Annotated in this window: 17 protein-coding genes; all 17 read right to left on the minus strand. The window is 43.2% G+C overall.

Annotated features, from left to right (window positions below; genetic code table 11):
- Positions 1 to 8: 8 nt before the first annotated feature.
- On the minus strand, positions 9 to 3,302 hold the full coding sequence (locus J1C86_RS07120) for a phage tail spike protein (RefSeq protein WP_125409453.1): 3,294 nt from the start codon (positions 3,300 to 3,302) through the stop codon (positions 9 to 11).
- Positions 3,302 to 4,030: a phage tail protein gene (locus tag J1C86_RS07125; protein ID WP_125409455.1), complete on the minus strand. Its 729-nt coding sequence runs from the start codon at positions 4,028 to 4,030 to the stop codon at positions 3,302 to 3,304. The genes J1C86_RS07120 and J1C86_RS07125 overlap by 1 nt, the downstream gene beginning before the upstream one ends.
- Positions 4,027 to 7,143 (minus strand): phage tail tape measure protein, encoded by a 3,117-nt coding sequence (locus tag J1C86_RS07130; RefSeq protein ID WP_125409457.1) that lies wholly within the window; start codon positions 7,141 to 7,143, stop codon positions 4,027 to 4,029. The genes J1C86_RS07125 and J1C86_RS07130 overlap by 4 nt, the downstream gene beginning before the upstream one ends.
- A gap of 23 nt (positions 7,144 to 7,166) precedes the next feature.
- A complete protein-coding gene (locus tag J1C86_RS07135; protein WP_001281455.1) occupies positions 7,167 to 7,292 on the minus strand; it encodes a hypothetical protein in 126 nt (41 codons plus the stop codon).
- Between the two features lie 38 nt (positions 7,293 to 7,330).
- Positions 7,331 to 7,750 carry a hypothetical protein gene (locus J1C86_RS07140; protein ID WP_125409459.1) on the minus strand — a complete coding sequence of 140 codons (420 nt, stop codon included), beginning with the start codon at positions 7,748 to 7,750 and terminating at the stop codon, positions 7,331 to 7,333.
- 2 nt (positions 7,751 to 7,752) lie between these two features.
- The gene (locus J1C86_RS07145; protein WP_000414381.1) at positions 7,753 to 8,331 is read right to left on the minus strand and encodes a major tail protein; all 579 of its coding nucleotides are present in this window, start codon (positions 8,329 to 8,331) and stop codon (positions 7,753 to 7,755) included.
- 14 nt (positions 8,332 to 8,345) lie between these two features.
- A complete protein-coding gene (locus J1C86_RS07150; RefSeq protein WP_002904782.1) occupies positions 8,346 to 8,663 on the minus strand; it encodes a hypothetical protein in 318 nt (105 codons plus the stop codon).
- Entirely contained in the window at positions 8,660 to 9,028 is a 369-nt protein-coding gene (locus J1C86_RS07155; protein WP_125409460.1) for an HK97 gp10 family phage protein, read from the minus strand. The genes J1C86_RS07150 and J1C86_RS07155 overlap by 4 nt, the downstream gene beginning before the upstream one ends.
- The gene (locus tag J1C86_RS07160) at positions 9,015 to 9,359 is read right to left on the minus strand and encodes a head-tail adaptor protein (protein WP_125409462.1); all 345 of its coding nucleotides are present in this window, start codon (positions 9,357 to 9,359) and stop codon (positions 9,015 to 9,017) included. The genes J1C86_RS07155 and J1C86_RS07160 overlap by 14 nt, the downstream gene beginning before the upstream one ends.
- Positions 9,359 to 9,640 carry a head-tail connector protein gene (locus J1C86_RS07165; RefSeq protein WP_185757527.1) on the minus strand — a complete coding sequence of 94 codons (282 nt, stop codon included), beginning with the start codon at positions 9,638 to 9,640 and terminating at the stop codon, positions 9,359 to 9,361. Before J1C86_RS07165 ends, J1C86_RS07160 begins: the two co-directional genes overlap by 1 nt.
- 8 nt (positions 9,641 to 9,648) lie before the next feature.
- Positions 9,649 to 10,830, minus strand: a complete 1,182-nt coding sequence (locus tag J1C86_RS07170) for a phage major capsid protein (protein ID WP_125409467.1) — start codon at positions 10,828 to 10,830, stop codon at positions 9,649 to 9,651.
- A gap of 13 nt (positions 10,831 to 10,843) precedes the next feature.
- The gene (locus J1C86_RS07175) at positions 10,844 to 11,527 is read right to left on the minus strand and encodes a head maturation protease, ClpP-related (protein WP_125409468.1); all 684 of its coding nucleotides are present in this window, start codon (positions 11,525 to 11,527) and stop codon (positions 10,844 to 10,846) included.
- Positions 11,520 to 12,782 carry a phage portal protein gene (locus tag J1C86_RS07180; RefSeq protein WP_125409470.1) on the minus strand — a complete coding sequence of 421 codons (1,263 nt, stop codon included), beginning with the start codon at positions 12,780 to 12,782 and terminating at the stop codon, positions 11,520 to 11,522. Before J1C86_RS07180 ends, J1C86_RS07175 begins: the two co-directional genes overlap by 8 nt.
- A gap of 87 nt (positions 12,783 to 12,869) precedes the next feature.
- The gene (locus tag J1C86_RS07185) at positions 12,870 to 14,462 is read right to left on the minus strand and encodes a terminase large subunit (protein WP_125409472.1); all 1,593 of its coding nucleotides are present in this window, start codon (positions 14,460 to 14,462) and stop codon (positions 12,870 to 12,872) included.
- On the minus strand, positions 14,459 to 14,932 hold the full coding sequence (locus J1C86_RS07190) for a phage terminase small subunit P27 family (protein ID WP_125409474.1): 474 nt from the start codon (positions 14,930 to 14,932) through the stop codon (positions 14,459 to 14,461). Before J1C86_RS07190 ends, J1C86_RS07185 begins: the two co-directional genes overlap by 4 nt.
- A gap of 49 nt (positions 14,933 to 14,981) precedes the next feature.
- Complete coding sequence (locus tag J1C86_RS07195) at positions 14,982 to 15,197, minus strand: DUF4314 domain-containing protein (RefSeq protein WP_125409476.1); 216 nt, start codon at positions 15,195 to 15,197, stop codon at positions 14,982 to 14,984.
- A gap of 20 nt (positions 15,198 to 15,217) precedes the next feature.
- The gene (locus tag J1C86_RS07200) at positions 15,218 to 15,475 is read right to left on the minus strand and encodes a hypothetical protein (protein ID WP_235787774.1); all 258 of its coding nucleotides are present in this window, start codon (positions 15,473 to 15,475) and stop codon (positions 15,218 to 15,220) included.
- Positions 15,476 to 15,552: the final 77 nt, after the last annotated feature.

Below are 15,552 nucleotides of genomic sequence, written 5' to 3' on the forward strand. Positions count from 1 at the left end.
TTCCTTTCTTATAAATGTCCCACTAAGTTTCTGGTATCCCACCAGGCTGGATGCCCTTCACTATGGCTAGCCCTGTATTCATAGAGCGCCCCAATGCTATTAGACATCCGTAGTAATACCTCGTGAAGTGAAACATAATTACCGCTTGTATCTAAATAGAGCCAAACATCGCCTGTATTAATGGTTGAATCCCTTCTGTCCTGTTTCCTGCTCGGACGCAGTTGAAGTTTTCCTGTTGTAGTCATGACCCAACCATCTTTATTATCATAGGCAGAACTGGCAAAGGACAATTCATCCCCAACCAGATCAAGTGAATCAATATTGTACCCATTCCAAGCTCGAATACCGACAAAGCCACTATCATTTGAGCTTTCACTGCCATAGCGATTAGACCCAATAACTGTCACACCAGCCCTTCCTTTGCCATCGACATTCCCTGTCGCAAACTTAATAAACTGGGTTGGATAACCAGTCAGAACTCGTTTCAAGGCAGCTTGGTCTGTATAATACAAAATTTGACCCGCATTGAGACTGATTTCCATAGCTCGGTTAATGGCTGTTAGGATACCACCTGATATCTTGTTCGCAGATAAAGTTACCGACTGCACCTGGCTGATGAATGCCTGCTTTGAGAAAAGCTTCCTCAGATAAGCTTCGGTCGCAGATAGCTTGTTAAACAAGGCATCATCTACTTTCAGTTTCTCAGCCGTTACTGCTTCTGCACTTAAGATTGCGGTTGTGACTGATCCCGATTCAAAGTTGGCTGTCTTTAACTTATCCACCATGGCAGACTTAATCACAGCATGGTCAATTAAAGTTTGTCCTGTGATATGAGTGAGTCTACCATGGATATGATTTACTCCATTCGCTAATAGATTCAAACTGTTTAGTACTGCCCCACTTGAAGTCAAATGCTGAACCGACCAACTGTTTGCGAGCTGAGTTTGAACAGTAGAAACTCTCTGGGTCAAATCCGTCACCTTGGTCACATAGGAAGAATCTGTCAGGACAATCTGGGCCAAGTTATGTTTGACACTGTCTTCCTTTGAGCCAATGAGCCGTGAGTACAGATTAACTGTTTCCTGAACCTTTTGAAAGTCACTGCTGCTGGTTTTGCCATTGACTGCCTGCAAAATTTCTGAAAAGCGTCCCTCCACTGTTTGAGAATAGGAGGCAATCTTGGTTTCTGTGTACTGCCGGTCATCCTCTGGAGCTGGACTCGGTGTCGTCGCAATTGTCCCATCTTCCAATTGTGGATCCCGAATATAAAGAACATCACCAACAAGCCAGCCATTCGAATAACATACCCAGGACCAATATCTCTCAAACTTCACGGTAAAAGGATGAACAAACCGATTCCATTCAGTTTGAAGTGTCACGGTTGAAACACCACCTGTCTCAAAACCAAACCGAACAACTACCGACCGACTCGATTTCATGTCGGCCGAATAGACCATTTTCTTCCCTTGCCATTCAGCCCCCCTTAAATCAAAAATGGGCTTATGAAAGCCACCATTCCCTGCTTTGGTACAAGTAGCTTTGAGATAGTATCCACTTTTGGCATTCGTATCCGATACCCGTTCAAACTTCCATTCTGATACATTAGACGAGAGTGGCAACAGACCATCAAAATCATAATGACGGATGTAGTTGCGCCCACCAATCTGCAGATTCTCAAAGCGACGATTCAAACCTTTCACATCTTCTGAATAGGAGACTTTTGCGACATAGTCCATCGCCACTTGCTCTCGGACAGTTCTGGCCTGATTGGCTGTTTCCGTCCGTACATACTGCTCCAGTCGTTCCTGCCGTTCTCCATCTTTTGAAACATACCCCTGAACCTGTTGGAGCGTTGTTTCAAGTCCAGATAGAGTCTGCTTGACTTCTGTCTTACTGACAAAAGTTCCCATTTTCTGAAGAGTTTCTGTTTGAAAAACTTTCAACTCTGCTGTTGTTCGATTCGTTACTTCTTGGACGTTGTTCAGAGCTTTCTGAGTGGCTCCTACCTTCCCTAAGGCTTCTTCCGTCTTTTGAGTAATCGTATGAAGAGACGACTCTGTCGTTTTCGTAAAAGCAGTAAACGAACTCTGAATCTGATCACGAGTCTGAGCTGCAATTTCCTCTGCCTTTGCTTTTGCCTTTTCAATGCCATCTAATACCCTAGTCTCTTGCTTCTCAAAAGCTGTATCAAAGGCTCGATTGGCATTTTCTAAGGCTCGTTCAATCATCAACTCTTGACTGCCTTGAGCAAGATTCAAAATGGAATGTGCTGCAGCAGTTATATTTGAAGAGCTCCCATGGCTACTTACTTTTGCAGTATCATCAAAGGTTAATGAGATATATTCTTTAGTCAGCGCATCATATTCATAAGCTACTGCTTGTTTGATGACATCTACATGGTGTTTTCTGCTCTTTAGAGTAATCCAGTCGGCTAAATGAACCGTTTGACCATCTAGCTCATAAGCTTCTATCACAATGGCATCTTGCTCTCGGTCAATCTTATCATGATAGAATTTACTCTCACCCCATTTTCGCAATTCCTCAAGGGTTTTAAGATTGTTATTCGTGAATTCTTTTTCGTTGATATAAGGATAAGCATCAAGTAAAGGACTATCAACCGTCACGGTTAACGTTTTTTCTTCTTTAGCCCCTTCTGGTTTAAAGGTCGAATGGACATGGATACGGGTCACAACATTTTGTGAGCTTCTATTCCGTTTGTAGTTTTTTAAATTCTGATGAGTCGTAACAATGACTCCACGATTCTCTCCTCTGTGCTCTTGAATGGAGAATGAGAAATTATCTCGAATGAGCTCCCCTTCCCAAGTTCCTACAATAGAATGAGTACCATCTAACAGGACCTTATAAAGCGTAGTTGTCTCAGTCGTGTTAAAATCCCTGCGTTTGGTAATATCACTTGTGAAAGAATAAGGCCCAAGACTTGTCTTAGCCGCCTGGACCATGCTAGACAAGGCCGTCATACAACCTACTTGAGAATTTCCAATTGGCTTAATGGAATGCTGCATGACATCATCCGTAATGTGATAGCATAGTACCTCCACATGTTCATCCATCTCAACTGGTTTCTTAATCCGAAACAGCTGTTCTCCCAGTTCAGGTACAGGAGCCTTAATGAGTTTATCTACCTTCAACAGACGATAAAGATGGCTGTCCGTTATAGGATACTTGAGGGTTAAGGTAAAATCTCCATTCAAGGTTTCCTTTACCTTAGCAGATAGGGCTTCATAAAGAGGAATACCGTTCCATTTAACGGTCCGTACTTCCTTATCCAATAAATAAAGCATTAAGCCCACCCCCAGACAATCTCAAAACGAATGGACTGAATCCCAGTTCCCAATACGACGCCCACTGTTTTATCTTTTGAAGGGTCAATCGTCAAAAAGTCACCAGACCACTTGACTCGTTTACCCGATAAGGTTCTAAAACTTGGTTTGGCAGGGTTGTTATCCATCACCAGTGTTTCACCAGACTCTATTTTCTCCAAACGAATAACCTGACTGCCAACCGTAAAACTGGTTTCACTAGAGTTGTTTCCAACTATTGTCAATTTGGGAAAAGCCAAAGCCGAACCCGCAGTTCTCAAAGCACCATTTTGAGTGAATGACTGACTATCTGTATCTTTAAAGAACTTTGTGGGATGGCATTGAAAAGTCGCTTCCATCTCATAAACTCCGTGCTTGTCCTTTATCATTTTTGAAACAAGGACCTTATAGCACCAAAGCCGGACTGTCTTCAACTGCTCACTCTCCAGCCAAAACTGTTCTTTAGAAAAGAGTGTCAAAAACTGGAAGAGTTGGTCTTCACTTGGTTTGACTACATAAATTTTAAAACCTAACTCCATCACATTGCGATGCTTGTTGGTTTCCACGACGGCACCACTGATACCTCTATGCTCAAGGAGCTGAGTCTTGCTGCTTTTCATGACAATCGGTGGACTGTTTTCCACTATTACCTTAAAAGGAAACGAAGAAGTATGCACTCCATCAATGACTAATTCATTGTATCGAATCATGTTCCCAATCCTTTCAGTTGTTTTTGCCTAGCGAGTTCATCTGCCAATCTTCCTGCTACATGTTCTGCCAAGCGTTCTAAATCCGCTTCTTCTCTGATTACAACATCTGAAATCGTAATGGTAATCTGTGGCAGAGCATCCAAGGTAGAAGCAATTCCACGACCAATCTGACCCAATGTTTCTCTGTTTAAGGGAAGAACCGCTTCTCTGCCTGCCTCCCCTCCTGCTAAGAGATTCGTACCATTTAGGCCAAAGATGGTTGGCTTGGTTAAAATCCCACCCTTGGCATACCATTCAATCCCAATCCGTGGAATATCCCCCTTTAACCAATCAAGCGGATTAGCGGATCCACTGACACTAAAGTGCGGCAATGGAATATGCGGCCAAGAGATATGAAAATTAAAGAGATTCTTTATGACATTGATTGCAGAGGATACGGCATTTTTAGCCCCATCAATCGCTCCAGAAATGGCATTTTTGATTCCATCCCAAATATTTCGAACAGTTGAGAAGATGTTGTTTAGGACATTTGATATGGTCTGCAAGATCCCATTCCAGATATTGGATAGTGTGCTTGCAATCCCCTGAACAATCCCTGTCACCGTGGATTGAATGGCATTCCAAATGGATGAAAATAAAGAAGAAAGGGCTGATAGAATATTTGAAACACTATCTCTGATACCGTTCCAGCTATTCACTATAAATTGCCAGATGGCATTAAGAATGGTGCCAATGATGGACTGAATCCCTTCCCATACGGTAGATACAATTTGCTTAATGGTTTCCCAGGCACCAGACCAATCCCCAGTGATCACCTGCATGACCAATGTGATAATGCTAAGAATAACATTTAGGATGGTTTCTATTATCGTCTTGATAATATCCCAGGCTGTTGTGACAACGAGTTTGATATTCTCCCAAACGGCTGTTAGATAAGGGCCAATTAAATCCATAATGGTGGTGATTACCGTCGAAATGGCATTCCAGACTGTTGTTGCAGCATCTTGAATCAACTGGTGATTTTCCTGCCACCAAGAAACCAAAGTTCCCCAAATCTCCATCACAAAGTCCACAACTTGCTGAACGATGAAAGAAATAGCTGAATAGATAGCATTCCAAGCATCCGTAATAGCTGCTCTGAAAGCTTCATTATGTTCCCACAGTTCCTTAATGCCAATGACCAATAAAGCAACAGCTGCTATAACCGCAAGAACAATCCCTACAATCGGAGCAGCCGCAGCTAACATTCCTCCAATCGTCGTCCCAAGAGCTAAAGCTGCAGCTTGTAAGGCCACAATAATGGGTAAGAGAATACCCGCAACAGTCACCAGTCCACCCAAAACCAGAATGAACTCCCGCACAGGTTCCGGAAGATTCACGAACAATTCCGCAACACTTTTTAAAAGCGGAACAAGTTGTTGAAGAAACGGAGCTAGGGTTTCTGCAATCGCTCCTCCAACTTCGGCCATGGCCTCTTTAGCTGCATTTTGTGCAAGCGTGAACTGATCGATAGGGTCAAGCGTTGCTTCATAGGTGGATGCAACCACTCCCTTTGCTTTTTCTGCGGTTCCTGCTAAACCATCAAAAGATAGAGCCCCCCGCTTAATGGCATCCACCATCCGTGGAGCAGCTTTAGTACCAAAGATACTGGATGCAAGCGTTAAGGCTTCCGTTTCACTAGTGCTGTTTCGGATTTGTTCAACCGTTTCTCTTAAGCCTTCACTCAGTGTCTTGCCCTTAGCCGCATAGTTGACTGCTGCTTTGGAGAGGGAAGAAAGAGCAGCCGAAGAATCGACCCCACTTTTTTCAAACTGCCCCATAAGAGCAACACCCTCATCAAACGAAAGTCCTAAAGCCTTAATTTGTGGAGCACCTTGAATGGCTTTGGTCATCAAATCCTGAACACTGACACCAGTCGCCTGGGCCGTATAAGTGACGGTATCTAAGACCCGATTTAAATCACTCGTCTCAAGTCCATATGCTTCAATGGCTTGTTTTGCGGAAATGGCTGATTCCGTCACGTCCGAACCATTAATTTCCGCATACTTAATCAAAGTCGCAGAAGCGTCCTTTAAGGCATCACCAGTCAACCCAAATTGGGTATTAAGCTCACCAACAGCACTGCCCACTGTTTGAAAGTCCGTTGGAATTTCAGTCGCAAGACCTTTTGCAATATCTGTCATCTCATCCAGCGCTTTTCCACTGGCACCAGTTTTGGTGACGATGATATCCATCCCTTCGTCCACTTCCCGAAAAGCTTCCAGTGTTGCTTTTCCGAAGTCAATCAGTTTCTGACTGATTTCGCTCAGTTTTTCACTGAAGTTGGCTAGAATCTCAGACCTTAGTAGATTGTTAGTTTCTGCTAAGCTGTGGTTGGCATTATCACTTGCCCCACTCATGCTGCCCATCTCATTTTGCAAATGATGATAAGCCGTCTTGGTTTCATTGAGAGACTTCTCTAGCTTATTGGCTTCAACTGAGTTCTCACCGTATTCAGCCTTGGTCAACTCTAACTGTCGTTCTAAATTGGCAATCTGTTTCTCGACAATCTCTGACTGAGCCGCAACCTTTTTCTGAGCAAGGGCCAGTTTTTCAGATTCACTGGCATTACGACCTAGCTGACTTTCTTGCAACTTAAAGGAGGAAGCGACTTTCTCACTCTCTGATGCTAGTTGATTTTGTTCAGCTCCTAAAGCAGCTAGTTTACTTTTGTTGCTGGTGACACTGGAGCCATTTTGCTCCAAAGCTCGGTTGACACCCTCTAGCTTATTTTCATAGCTTTTGAGAGTGTTCTGAGTGATTTCGACCTCTCTTTGAAAAGCCCGATACTGATCAGCTCCGATTTTCCCGCTTTGAAACTGAGCTTCTACCTGAGATTGGGCTTGACGTAGTGTCTCTAGCTTCTCTTTGGTTGTTTGAACTTGCTTGGCTAAAACCTCTTGTTTCTGAGTTAAGAGAGTGACATTGCCTGTGTCAAATTTTAGTGCCTTATCAATTTGTCTCAGCTCTCGGCTTGCTTCTAAGGCTTCGTGGTTCACCCCTTTTAGAGCTTTTTGTAAGGGCTGGGTATCGCCTCCAATTTCAATTGTGATTCCTTTAATCGTTCCAGCCATACCGTCACCTCCTTACCACCACATCAAAAATTATCAAAGTCTACCTGCGTAGCCTTGCGAGTTCTATCTGCTTCTTTAGTACGCACTTCCACATAGTCTGTCTGATAGTCCAAGGCCATGCCAATCGTTATCTCTTTTAAATCTGACATGGATAGTCCTGTCTCTTTACAACAGTGAAGATAGGATTCTACCGTGAAGGTTTCGCTACTCGCTTCTTCCGACGCATCGACTTTTTTCTGGTGGTCATTCCTTGATTTAACAATTCCATCAGAACCGGTCCTACTGTTTGAAGCGGAAATTCTTCTAAGCCCATAAAGAACTCTTCAAAAGGTTCAATAGATGGGTTAGCTGATTTGGCAAAAACCCAAAAGATCCGGTGGAAAAACGTCATATCAAAATCCGCTAACATGCTCATATCCACATCCGATGCAGATAAAGTTTTGCCTTCTTCTAGCTGTTCAGCTTTTTTTAGAATCGACTCTGCCTGCAACATTTGAAACAGATCCTGAAAATAATCTTTCCCAAATTCTTTTTTATAGGCAATCGGTGTGTAAGCATTACTAGCTAGCTCAATGTTCTTACCTGATAACTGAATCGTTTTCCTCATGATTAACCTCCTGGTTTCACAGTTGGTTCATAGACTTTTGCGAACCAAGTCTTTTTGACATCTTCTGGGGTATCCTCTGTGGTCCTGCGACGGACTAGCTTATCAAGCGGCCGAGGACTGGCTTTGAATTTCAATTCCACTTCATTGATGTCTGAACCGCTCTTTGTTTTAGAAGCTACTGTTGGCCGGCTTGCATAACAATAATAGAGCACATGGAGCGTTTCTTTCTTATCCCCTTCAAAGCGAAACATTAAAGCAAAGTTTTTCTTCTCACTGCTTGCAATTTCTGAGATGACTTTACTCTGGGCATCAATCGTTTCTCCCAACACTCGGGTCAAAAATTCCTGTGTCAAAAGAGCCAGTTTCAGAGTTCCTTCATAGCCATCATTAGATTCTGTCGTATAAAAATTGATGTTGTCTGCTTTATATGAACCAGAATCGCCTTGTGGCTCCAAGGTCAGCTCTGCGGCACCCCTAAGTCGCTCCACTGTCCCGTAGGTCAGCGCCCCATCATCTCCTTCTTTGGTTACTTCTGCCCAATGGACATCCTGCAAACCAAAGGTGACTTTATTTTTCTCCATCGGATTTTTCCTTTCTATTGACTTAAATGATAAATAACCTGATACAGCTTTTCTGTATCCAAATAGGTTTCTTCCTTGTCAAAAAAGAGAGAATGACTGTCGAGTTTGGCTTCTATTTTCTCTTCTAATTCAAGGCTTTTTTTCTCAGTATAAAGCTCCAGTCTGACTTGACTTCCTTTGTGATAAGCCAGATTATCTGCACCATAATTTTGAGAAGCAGGAAACCAATACACCAAAAAGGGAGGAGCTGGACTATGCCCCTCCTCAAAATGATGATAGGCACAGGGCAAACCTAGACTGCTTAAAAATGGAAACCACTCATCTTTCTTCATAATTTCTCCTTCAAGCGCTCTTCAAATTGGCGAATCATCTTTTCTTCAACAGGAGCAATATGACGAATTCCTTCCACCCTACCACCGCCTCGTTTAGCATGACCATTTTCAAGGAGATGTGTCAGTCCTGGTGTTCGATTATAAATCGTTTTTGTCAAAGCTAGATTCGTTTCTTTAGTCGCAGTAGAGGTCCAGCCTCGTGCATATTTTCCCCGCTTTTTCGGAGAATGTTGCTTTAACTCATTGACGGCTTCCTTTGTGCTGTCTTCCACCACTGCTTTCACAGTTTCAGTAGACCTTTCCACATAATCCTCTAACTCCTTTTGAATAGCTCGATCTAGGTTAGACGGGTCAATTGTTGGCATATTGTACCTCCTCTGTCGCATCTATCAGGATTATCTTCTGAGGATAAGTCAACGAATCAATGGCCTTGATATTATAAACCTTATTCTCAAAGCGAAGACGAGTGGTTTTACTATCCAACTCTTGAATAGCAGGGTCGTAGCGTAGCGTAAAGCGTAACTGATGAATATTCTTGACCATTACTGTTGCAGTGCCTTCCGTTTCAAGAAGTACCTTGCAGGAACACCACCTAGAAAACAATGGCTGCCACTGACTGCTTTCATTGCCAATAGCATCTTGCACAATGACTCGTTTTTCAAAGAAAACCCGTTTGCGTAATGGAGCTATCTTCATCAGAACACATCCCTTCTGTGAGCAGAAAGAAGAGCCTTGAGGAGTTCTACCAAACTATCCTGCCCTCCTTCTTCTCGGTGCTCATAAAGATAAGCTGTCCCAAACAAAACAATCGTCTGAAGGAAGTCAACTTCTTTCTCCTCCGTCACTTCCTCCAGATTCTTGCGTAGGATACTGGAACACAACTCTTCACTGGCAGAAATCATAACTTGAATCAAGTGGTCATCCTCTGAGTGTTCAACCCTTAGATAGTTCTTTGCTTCCTCCAAACTAATCTTCATGAGAAGCCTCATTTCATGGTCAAAACTTTAACCGCTTCATTCAGAATTAACTTACCATCCACACGCTGACTAGCAAGGAAGCCAACTTGACCACTTTCTGCATAGAGCTCATTCAGACGCTTAAAGGAACGTCCTTGACGGTCCGCAATCCAGTAGTAAGAAAAGTCACCGAAAGCCAAAACTTTTTTACCTGTATCAATCGTTGGTACAAAGCTAGAGGTGAAATAGGGACGATTCAGAATCATATCTGGTACACCAGCTTGAACAGATGGCTGCCAGATATAGTTGCCGTTATTGTCCTTGAGTTTCCGTAAAGCTTTTACGGTGGAGTCGTTCAAAATCCATACTGCATTTTTCCGATAAGGCGATTTAAGCGAGTGATACAAATCCATGACATCGTCAAAGGTAATCGTCGCACCACCACTAGTCGCCCCTTCAGTGACCGTTTGAAAAATTCCAGTTGGCTTACCTGTTCCATCACCAATCAGAAAAGCTTCTTCTTCCTTCACACCAATACGACGAGCAAATTCATTAGCCATATAGCTTTCCAAATCAAAGACGGAATCATAGAGCAGCTCATCAGAAATCTTAATAGCTGTTCCAACCTTATGGGAACCAAGCGTTACTTGACTAAAGGTATCTTCTGATTCCTTGAACTTAGAGTTCTCATCCATCCAAGTGGCTTCACCGTTCCCTGACACAACTGGAATCTTCCGCTCCCCGCTTGAAGTCTGAATGACCGTTGCAAGACTCCGCATGAAGTTTTCTTCTTGAAGAGCCTGGATCAGACGTTTCTCATATTCATCTGGAACCAAGTAACCGCCACGTGAGTCGTCTCCAATACTGAGGGTATTTTCGATATCATAGAAGTTTTTCTTGCGGATATTGTTCCAAAAAGCTGTGTTATAGGCTTTAGAGGAACGTCCGCCTTTTGGATTTCCTCCGCCTACGGTTGGACTGGCAACAATGGCTTGACTAACCGGACTGGCTAATTCCTTGTCCAGTGCTTCCTGCCGCTCCAAACGTTCAATCTCTTTACCAAGGCGAACAACCTCATCTTCCATTTCTTCATAACGGGCCGTATCTTCTACAGAAACCAGCCCCTTATCATCCCGACAGGTATCCAGAAAGCTTTTTGCTTTCTCCCATACCTGTGCTCGTTTTTCCCGCAATTGTAAAATTTTACTCATGGTTATTCCTTTCTTATTTTAAGAGTGATAACCGTTTCTCTAACTGAGAAACTGGTGTTTTGGGCTGAGGTTTTTTATCAGCCAATTTTAAAAGCAGCTGGTTGGTCACCGCTGCTCGACTAAACATCATACTTTGAACCGTCCCATCTTCATGAGGTACAGGCTCATACAAAATAGAATCCGCAAACCCAAGTTCAAGAGCCTTCTTAGCATTAAACCAAGACTCAGCATCCATCAAGTGGGACAACTGCACACGAGACAAGCTAGTCTTAATTTCGTAGGCATTGAGAATAGACTCTTTGACTTCCGATAACATAGCAATAGCCTTCTCCATTTCTTTAGAGTCCCCAATTGCGACGGTCATCGGATTGTGAATCATCATCATAGCTACCGGACTCATATTGACGGTGGTTCCCGCCATAGCAATGACACTGGCGGCCGAAGCTGCAATTCCATCAATATTGACGGTGACGTCATCTTTGTAGTCCATTAACATATTGTAGATTTGAGCTGCCGCGAAGACATCTCCACCCGGTGAGTTAATCCATAAGGTCAATGGTCCGGTGCCACTCATGAGTTCATTCTTAAAAATTTGCGGAGTAACATCATCATCCACCCAGGATTCACTAGCAATCGTACCATTTAGATGCAGCACACGCCCCGTTTCATCCTCGCTGAAATTCCAAAATTTATTCATGACTCTCTCCTTCATGGTTATCTTTCATAAATCCTCCTGCATCTTTTAGCTTGGTCATATTGCCATTAATGAGATAAAGGTCACCGCCTTCTTCTGGCGGGATAGGGTTGAGTTCTTCTAGCTCCCGGATATCGTTTGTCGAGAGCCAGCCGTTTTGTCGGCCAATCGCATAGCCGTTCATCCGACTTTGGTAGTCTCCACGAAGCAGGCCATCTACATTAAATTTAATGAAATGGGTCTTCTTTTCTTCTGGCAGCAGCAAACTTTTCTTAAGGGCTTGTTCAAACCGAACGACCCAAGGGTCCAAGGTATACTTAACAAACTCAAGAGATTGTTGCTCAATATTAGAAAAACTGGACTTCTCTAAATCTCCTACCATGTGCGGTGGTATCCGAAAGAGACGCGCAATCTCATTGATTTGAAATTTACGGGTTTCCAAGAACTGTGCTTCTTCAGGCGGTATCCCAATTTGCTTATAGCTCATCCCTTCTTCCAGGACAGCTACCTTATGAGCATTTCGTGTCCCCTGATAGACTGCATTCCAGGAATCTCGGACCTTAGCAGGGTCTTTTAAGATCCCCGGGTGTTCGAGCACTCCACCGGGGTTAGCACCGTTTCCAAAGAAACTAGCGCCATATTCTTCACAAGCAAGCGTCATCCCCACCGCATTCTTCGCCAGAGCAATCGGAGAATAACCAATCAGACCATCAAACCCTAATCCCGGAATATGAAGCACTTCTTCTTGCGATAAAACAATGCTTCCCTTTTCCTGAAAATTAGGATTATCTTCCTCATAGCGGTTGTAAACATAAAAGAGCTTCCCCTTCTCACTTCGGTGGACACTCATCTGATCCGGCAGCAAAGGATACAGCCCAATCACCTGACCTGAACGGTCACGAAGAATCTGAGCATAGGCATTTCCCCAGATCAAGAGATGGCTCATCAAGGTTTCCCGAAAGACAAAAGATGTCATGTCAGGATTCGGCTCATCATGCAAAAGCGTGTAAAGGACATGTTCCGTATCCTTTGCTTTTCCTCCTTCGGTGTATCGATAAACATGAAGAGGTAAAGACGCAATGGTCTCTGACAGAATCCTTACGCAGGCATAAACCGCTGTCGTTTGTAATGCCGTCCGTTCATTAACAGTTTTCCCACTCGTGGTTCGACCAAAGAGTAGCGAAAAGTCATTTCCTTCATACTTATTTTCGGGCTCTCCCCTCTGTCGTTTTAGTCCTAATCGTTCCAATATTCCCATAGTCATCTCCTTTTCTAGGCATGAAAAAAAGCACCTCGCTTGAGATGCTTTACAATCACTCTTTCAATTGTGGAAAATCTAACAAATTTAAAAGGATAAGATTCCTCGCTCATCATAAATACTACCGTCATTCTTTTGATGTCGAATGCACCTGTCTAAAGCCATAATGGTTGCGACAATCCCGTCAATCTTTTCGACAGATTTTTCTTTATCAGGCTTAATATTTCCGGCTGGATCCTGTCTCATGACTACGTTTTGGGCCATCCATTTTAGAACCGGATGACCTCCATGCTGGATTTTACCTTCCATCATGAGTTTATAGTACTCTTTGGAAGGTGGACTCATGTCCTTATAGCCCTGACCAAATGGAACCATTGTTAAGCCCATGCCTTCTAGGTTCTGAACCATCTGTGTCGCATTCCAGCGGTCATAGGCAATTTCTTTGATATGGTAGATAGTGGACAGTTCTTCAATGAACTGTTCAATAAAACCATAATGAACGACATTCCCTTCTGTGGTAAGAAGAAAGCCTTGCTTTTCCCAGACATCATACAACACATGATCTCGTCGGGACCTGAGAGCTAGTGTATCTTCAGGTAACCAAAAGAAGGGAAGAACCTGATAATTTTCTACTTCACGTCTTGGTGGGAAAATTAGGACAAAGGCCGTAATATCTGAAGTGGAAGATAAATCCAGACCAGCATAACAATCTCTGCCCTTTAAAATCTCCACATCAATCGGTTGACTCCCCTTATCGTAGATATGTTCCGGAATCCAAGTCACAGCTGAATTTGTCCAGATATTGAGTCGCAATTGCTTGAATACATTTTCTTCTGCTGGGTTATCTAAGGCATTCAAATAAGCTTCCCGAACCCGGTCAATCCCAATTGTATGACCAAGGGAAGGATTAGCCTTTAGCCAGTTCTCTTCATCGTTCCAATCATCTTCTTCTGAAAGGCCATAAACAACTGGATAAAAGGTACTATCTTTTTTTCGCCCCTTTAGTATATCTAAGGCCTTGGTATGCAGTTCATAGCAGATGGAGTTTTTGTCATTTCCTGCTGTCGTGATAATAAAAAAGAGGGGCTGCTCCCTGGCATCACCACTCCCTTTGGTTAAGACATCGTATAAATGGCGATTGGGCTGAGCATGAATTTCATCAAAGACTAAACCTGATACATTGAGTCCATGCTTGGTCCCAGTTTCAGCCGATAACACTTGATAGAAGCCTGCATTGGAATAATTGATGATACGTTTAGTGGCACCCATGACTTTGGAGCGTTTTTCTAAAGCCCTACTCATCAAAACCATTTGCTTGGCCACATCAAAAACAATAGAAGCCTGATTTCGGTCACAAGCCGCTCCATACACTTCGGCACTAGCTTCCCCGTCTGCGTATAAGAGATAAAGAGCAATAGCAGCAGCCAGTTCAGACTTCCCATTCTTTTTGGGAATCTCTACATAGGCCGTCAGGAACTGTCGATTCCCATCTTCCTTTACGATACCAAAAAGGTCACGTACAATTTGTTCCTGCCAGGGTAATAATAAAAATTTCTTTCCCGCCCAGCGCCCTTTGGTGTGGCAGAGATTCTGAATGAAGGTTACTGCCCGGTCTGCCTTTTTCTCATCATAATGAGAAGTTGGAAGCATGAAGGGAGAAGGGATATAGTGATACTTCATAAGCGCTCTCCTAGTAAATCTTCCATTTCATCACCTGACCCCACTTCTGTATCCATTGAAGCCAGCCGTGTTCTGGCAGATGGAGTTAAACCAAACTGCTCACAGAACTTGAGCATGATTTTGAGATTAGTCTGAGAAATGGAAACTTGTGGCACTTGTTGGAGATAGCCATTGGGAGTTTTGATGATAGAGCCGTGTTTTGAAAGTAACTCTTCTGCTTCCTTCCAGCGTGCATAAGCTTGGCAGTAACCTGCAAAAGCCATCATATCCATATCAGTTAAAAGTCCCAACCCTTCCAGGACTTTGCCCATACGCTTCCATTCTTTTTTGGCATCTTCTTCAAGCCAGGAAGGGCATCTAGGAGCTTTCTTCTTAGGCTGAATTTCATTCTTTGGAAGTGGGCGCTTGCCTGGATTACCTTCTAAGATTTTCAAACTAGTTGGTTTGGGCTTTCTGCCCTTTTGTGCCATGCCCTCACCTCCTTCAGTCCACAAGAAAAAAGCCCGAAGGCTTTATTTCTTATGAATCGATTTTCTCGACTTCATCAATACCATGCAACACATGGAGTTGCCGTTCATTGTCCCATTGAACAATCAAGGAACCAATATCATCCACATCTTCCACCGTTCCCAACATACCAACTGGCACTGGATTCGGGTCTTCCATTTTTAAGAGCCGAACTCTCGTTCCAGCAGGATAGCGCCTTTTCAGTAATTCTACAATCTTCGCATTCATTTTTATTTTCCTTCCATCGTCTAAGTGAAAGATACTTCTTCCCAGATACGATTAGTATCCTCAACAATCAGCTGCAATTCCATATCAGCCATTTTTCCACTCGTATCGGCTTCTTGAATAGAAGTTAGTAAGTTCTGAACCTGAGTTGCATCTTCCTGTTCTACACTGTCCAACTCTTGTTCCTGAGCCAAGGTTATAAATCCTTTGGATAAGAGGGCTAAACGATTACGAGCTTGTTCCAAGATCAGGTTGGCTTCTGCATTTGAATAGAGCATCATATGTTTCTCCTTTGGGGGATTTAATTTGGTCAATGGTATAATACCTCTAATCTGCATATTTATCCAGTTATAATAGA

This window comes from Streptococcus sanguinis (genome assembly GCF_050220005.1).
Classification (GTDB): Bacteria; Bacillota; Bacilli; order Lactobacillales; family Streptococcaceae; genus Streptococcus; species Streptococcus sanguinis_Z.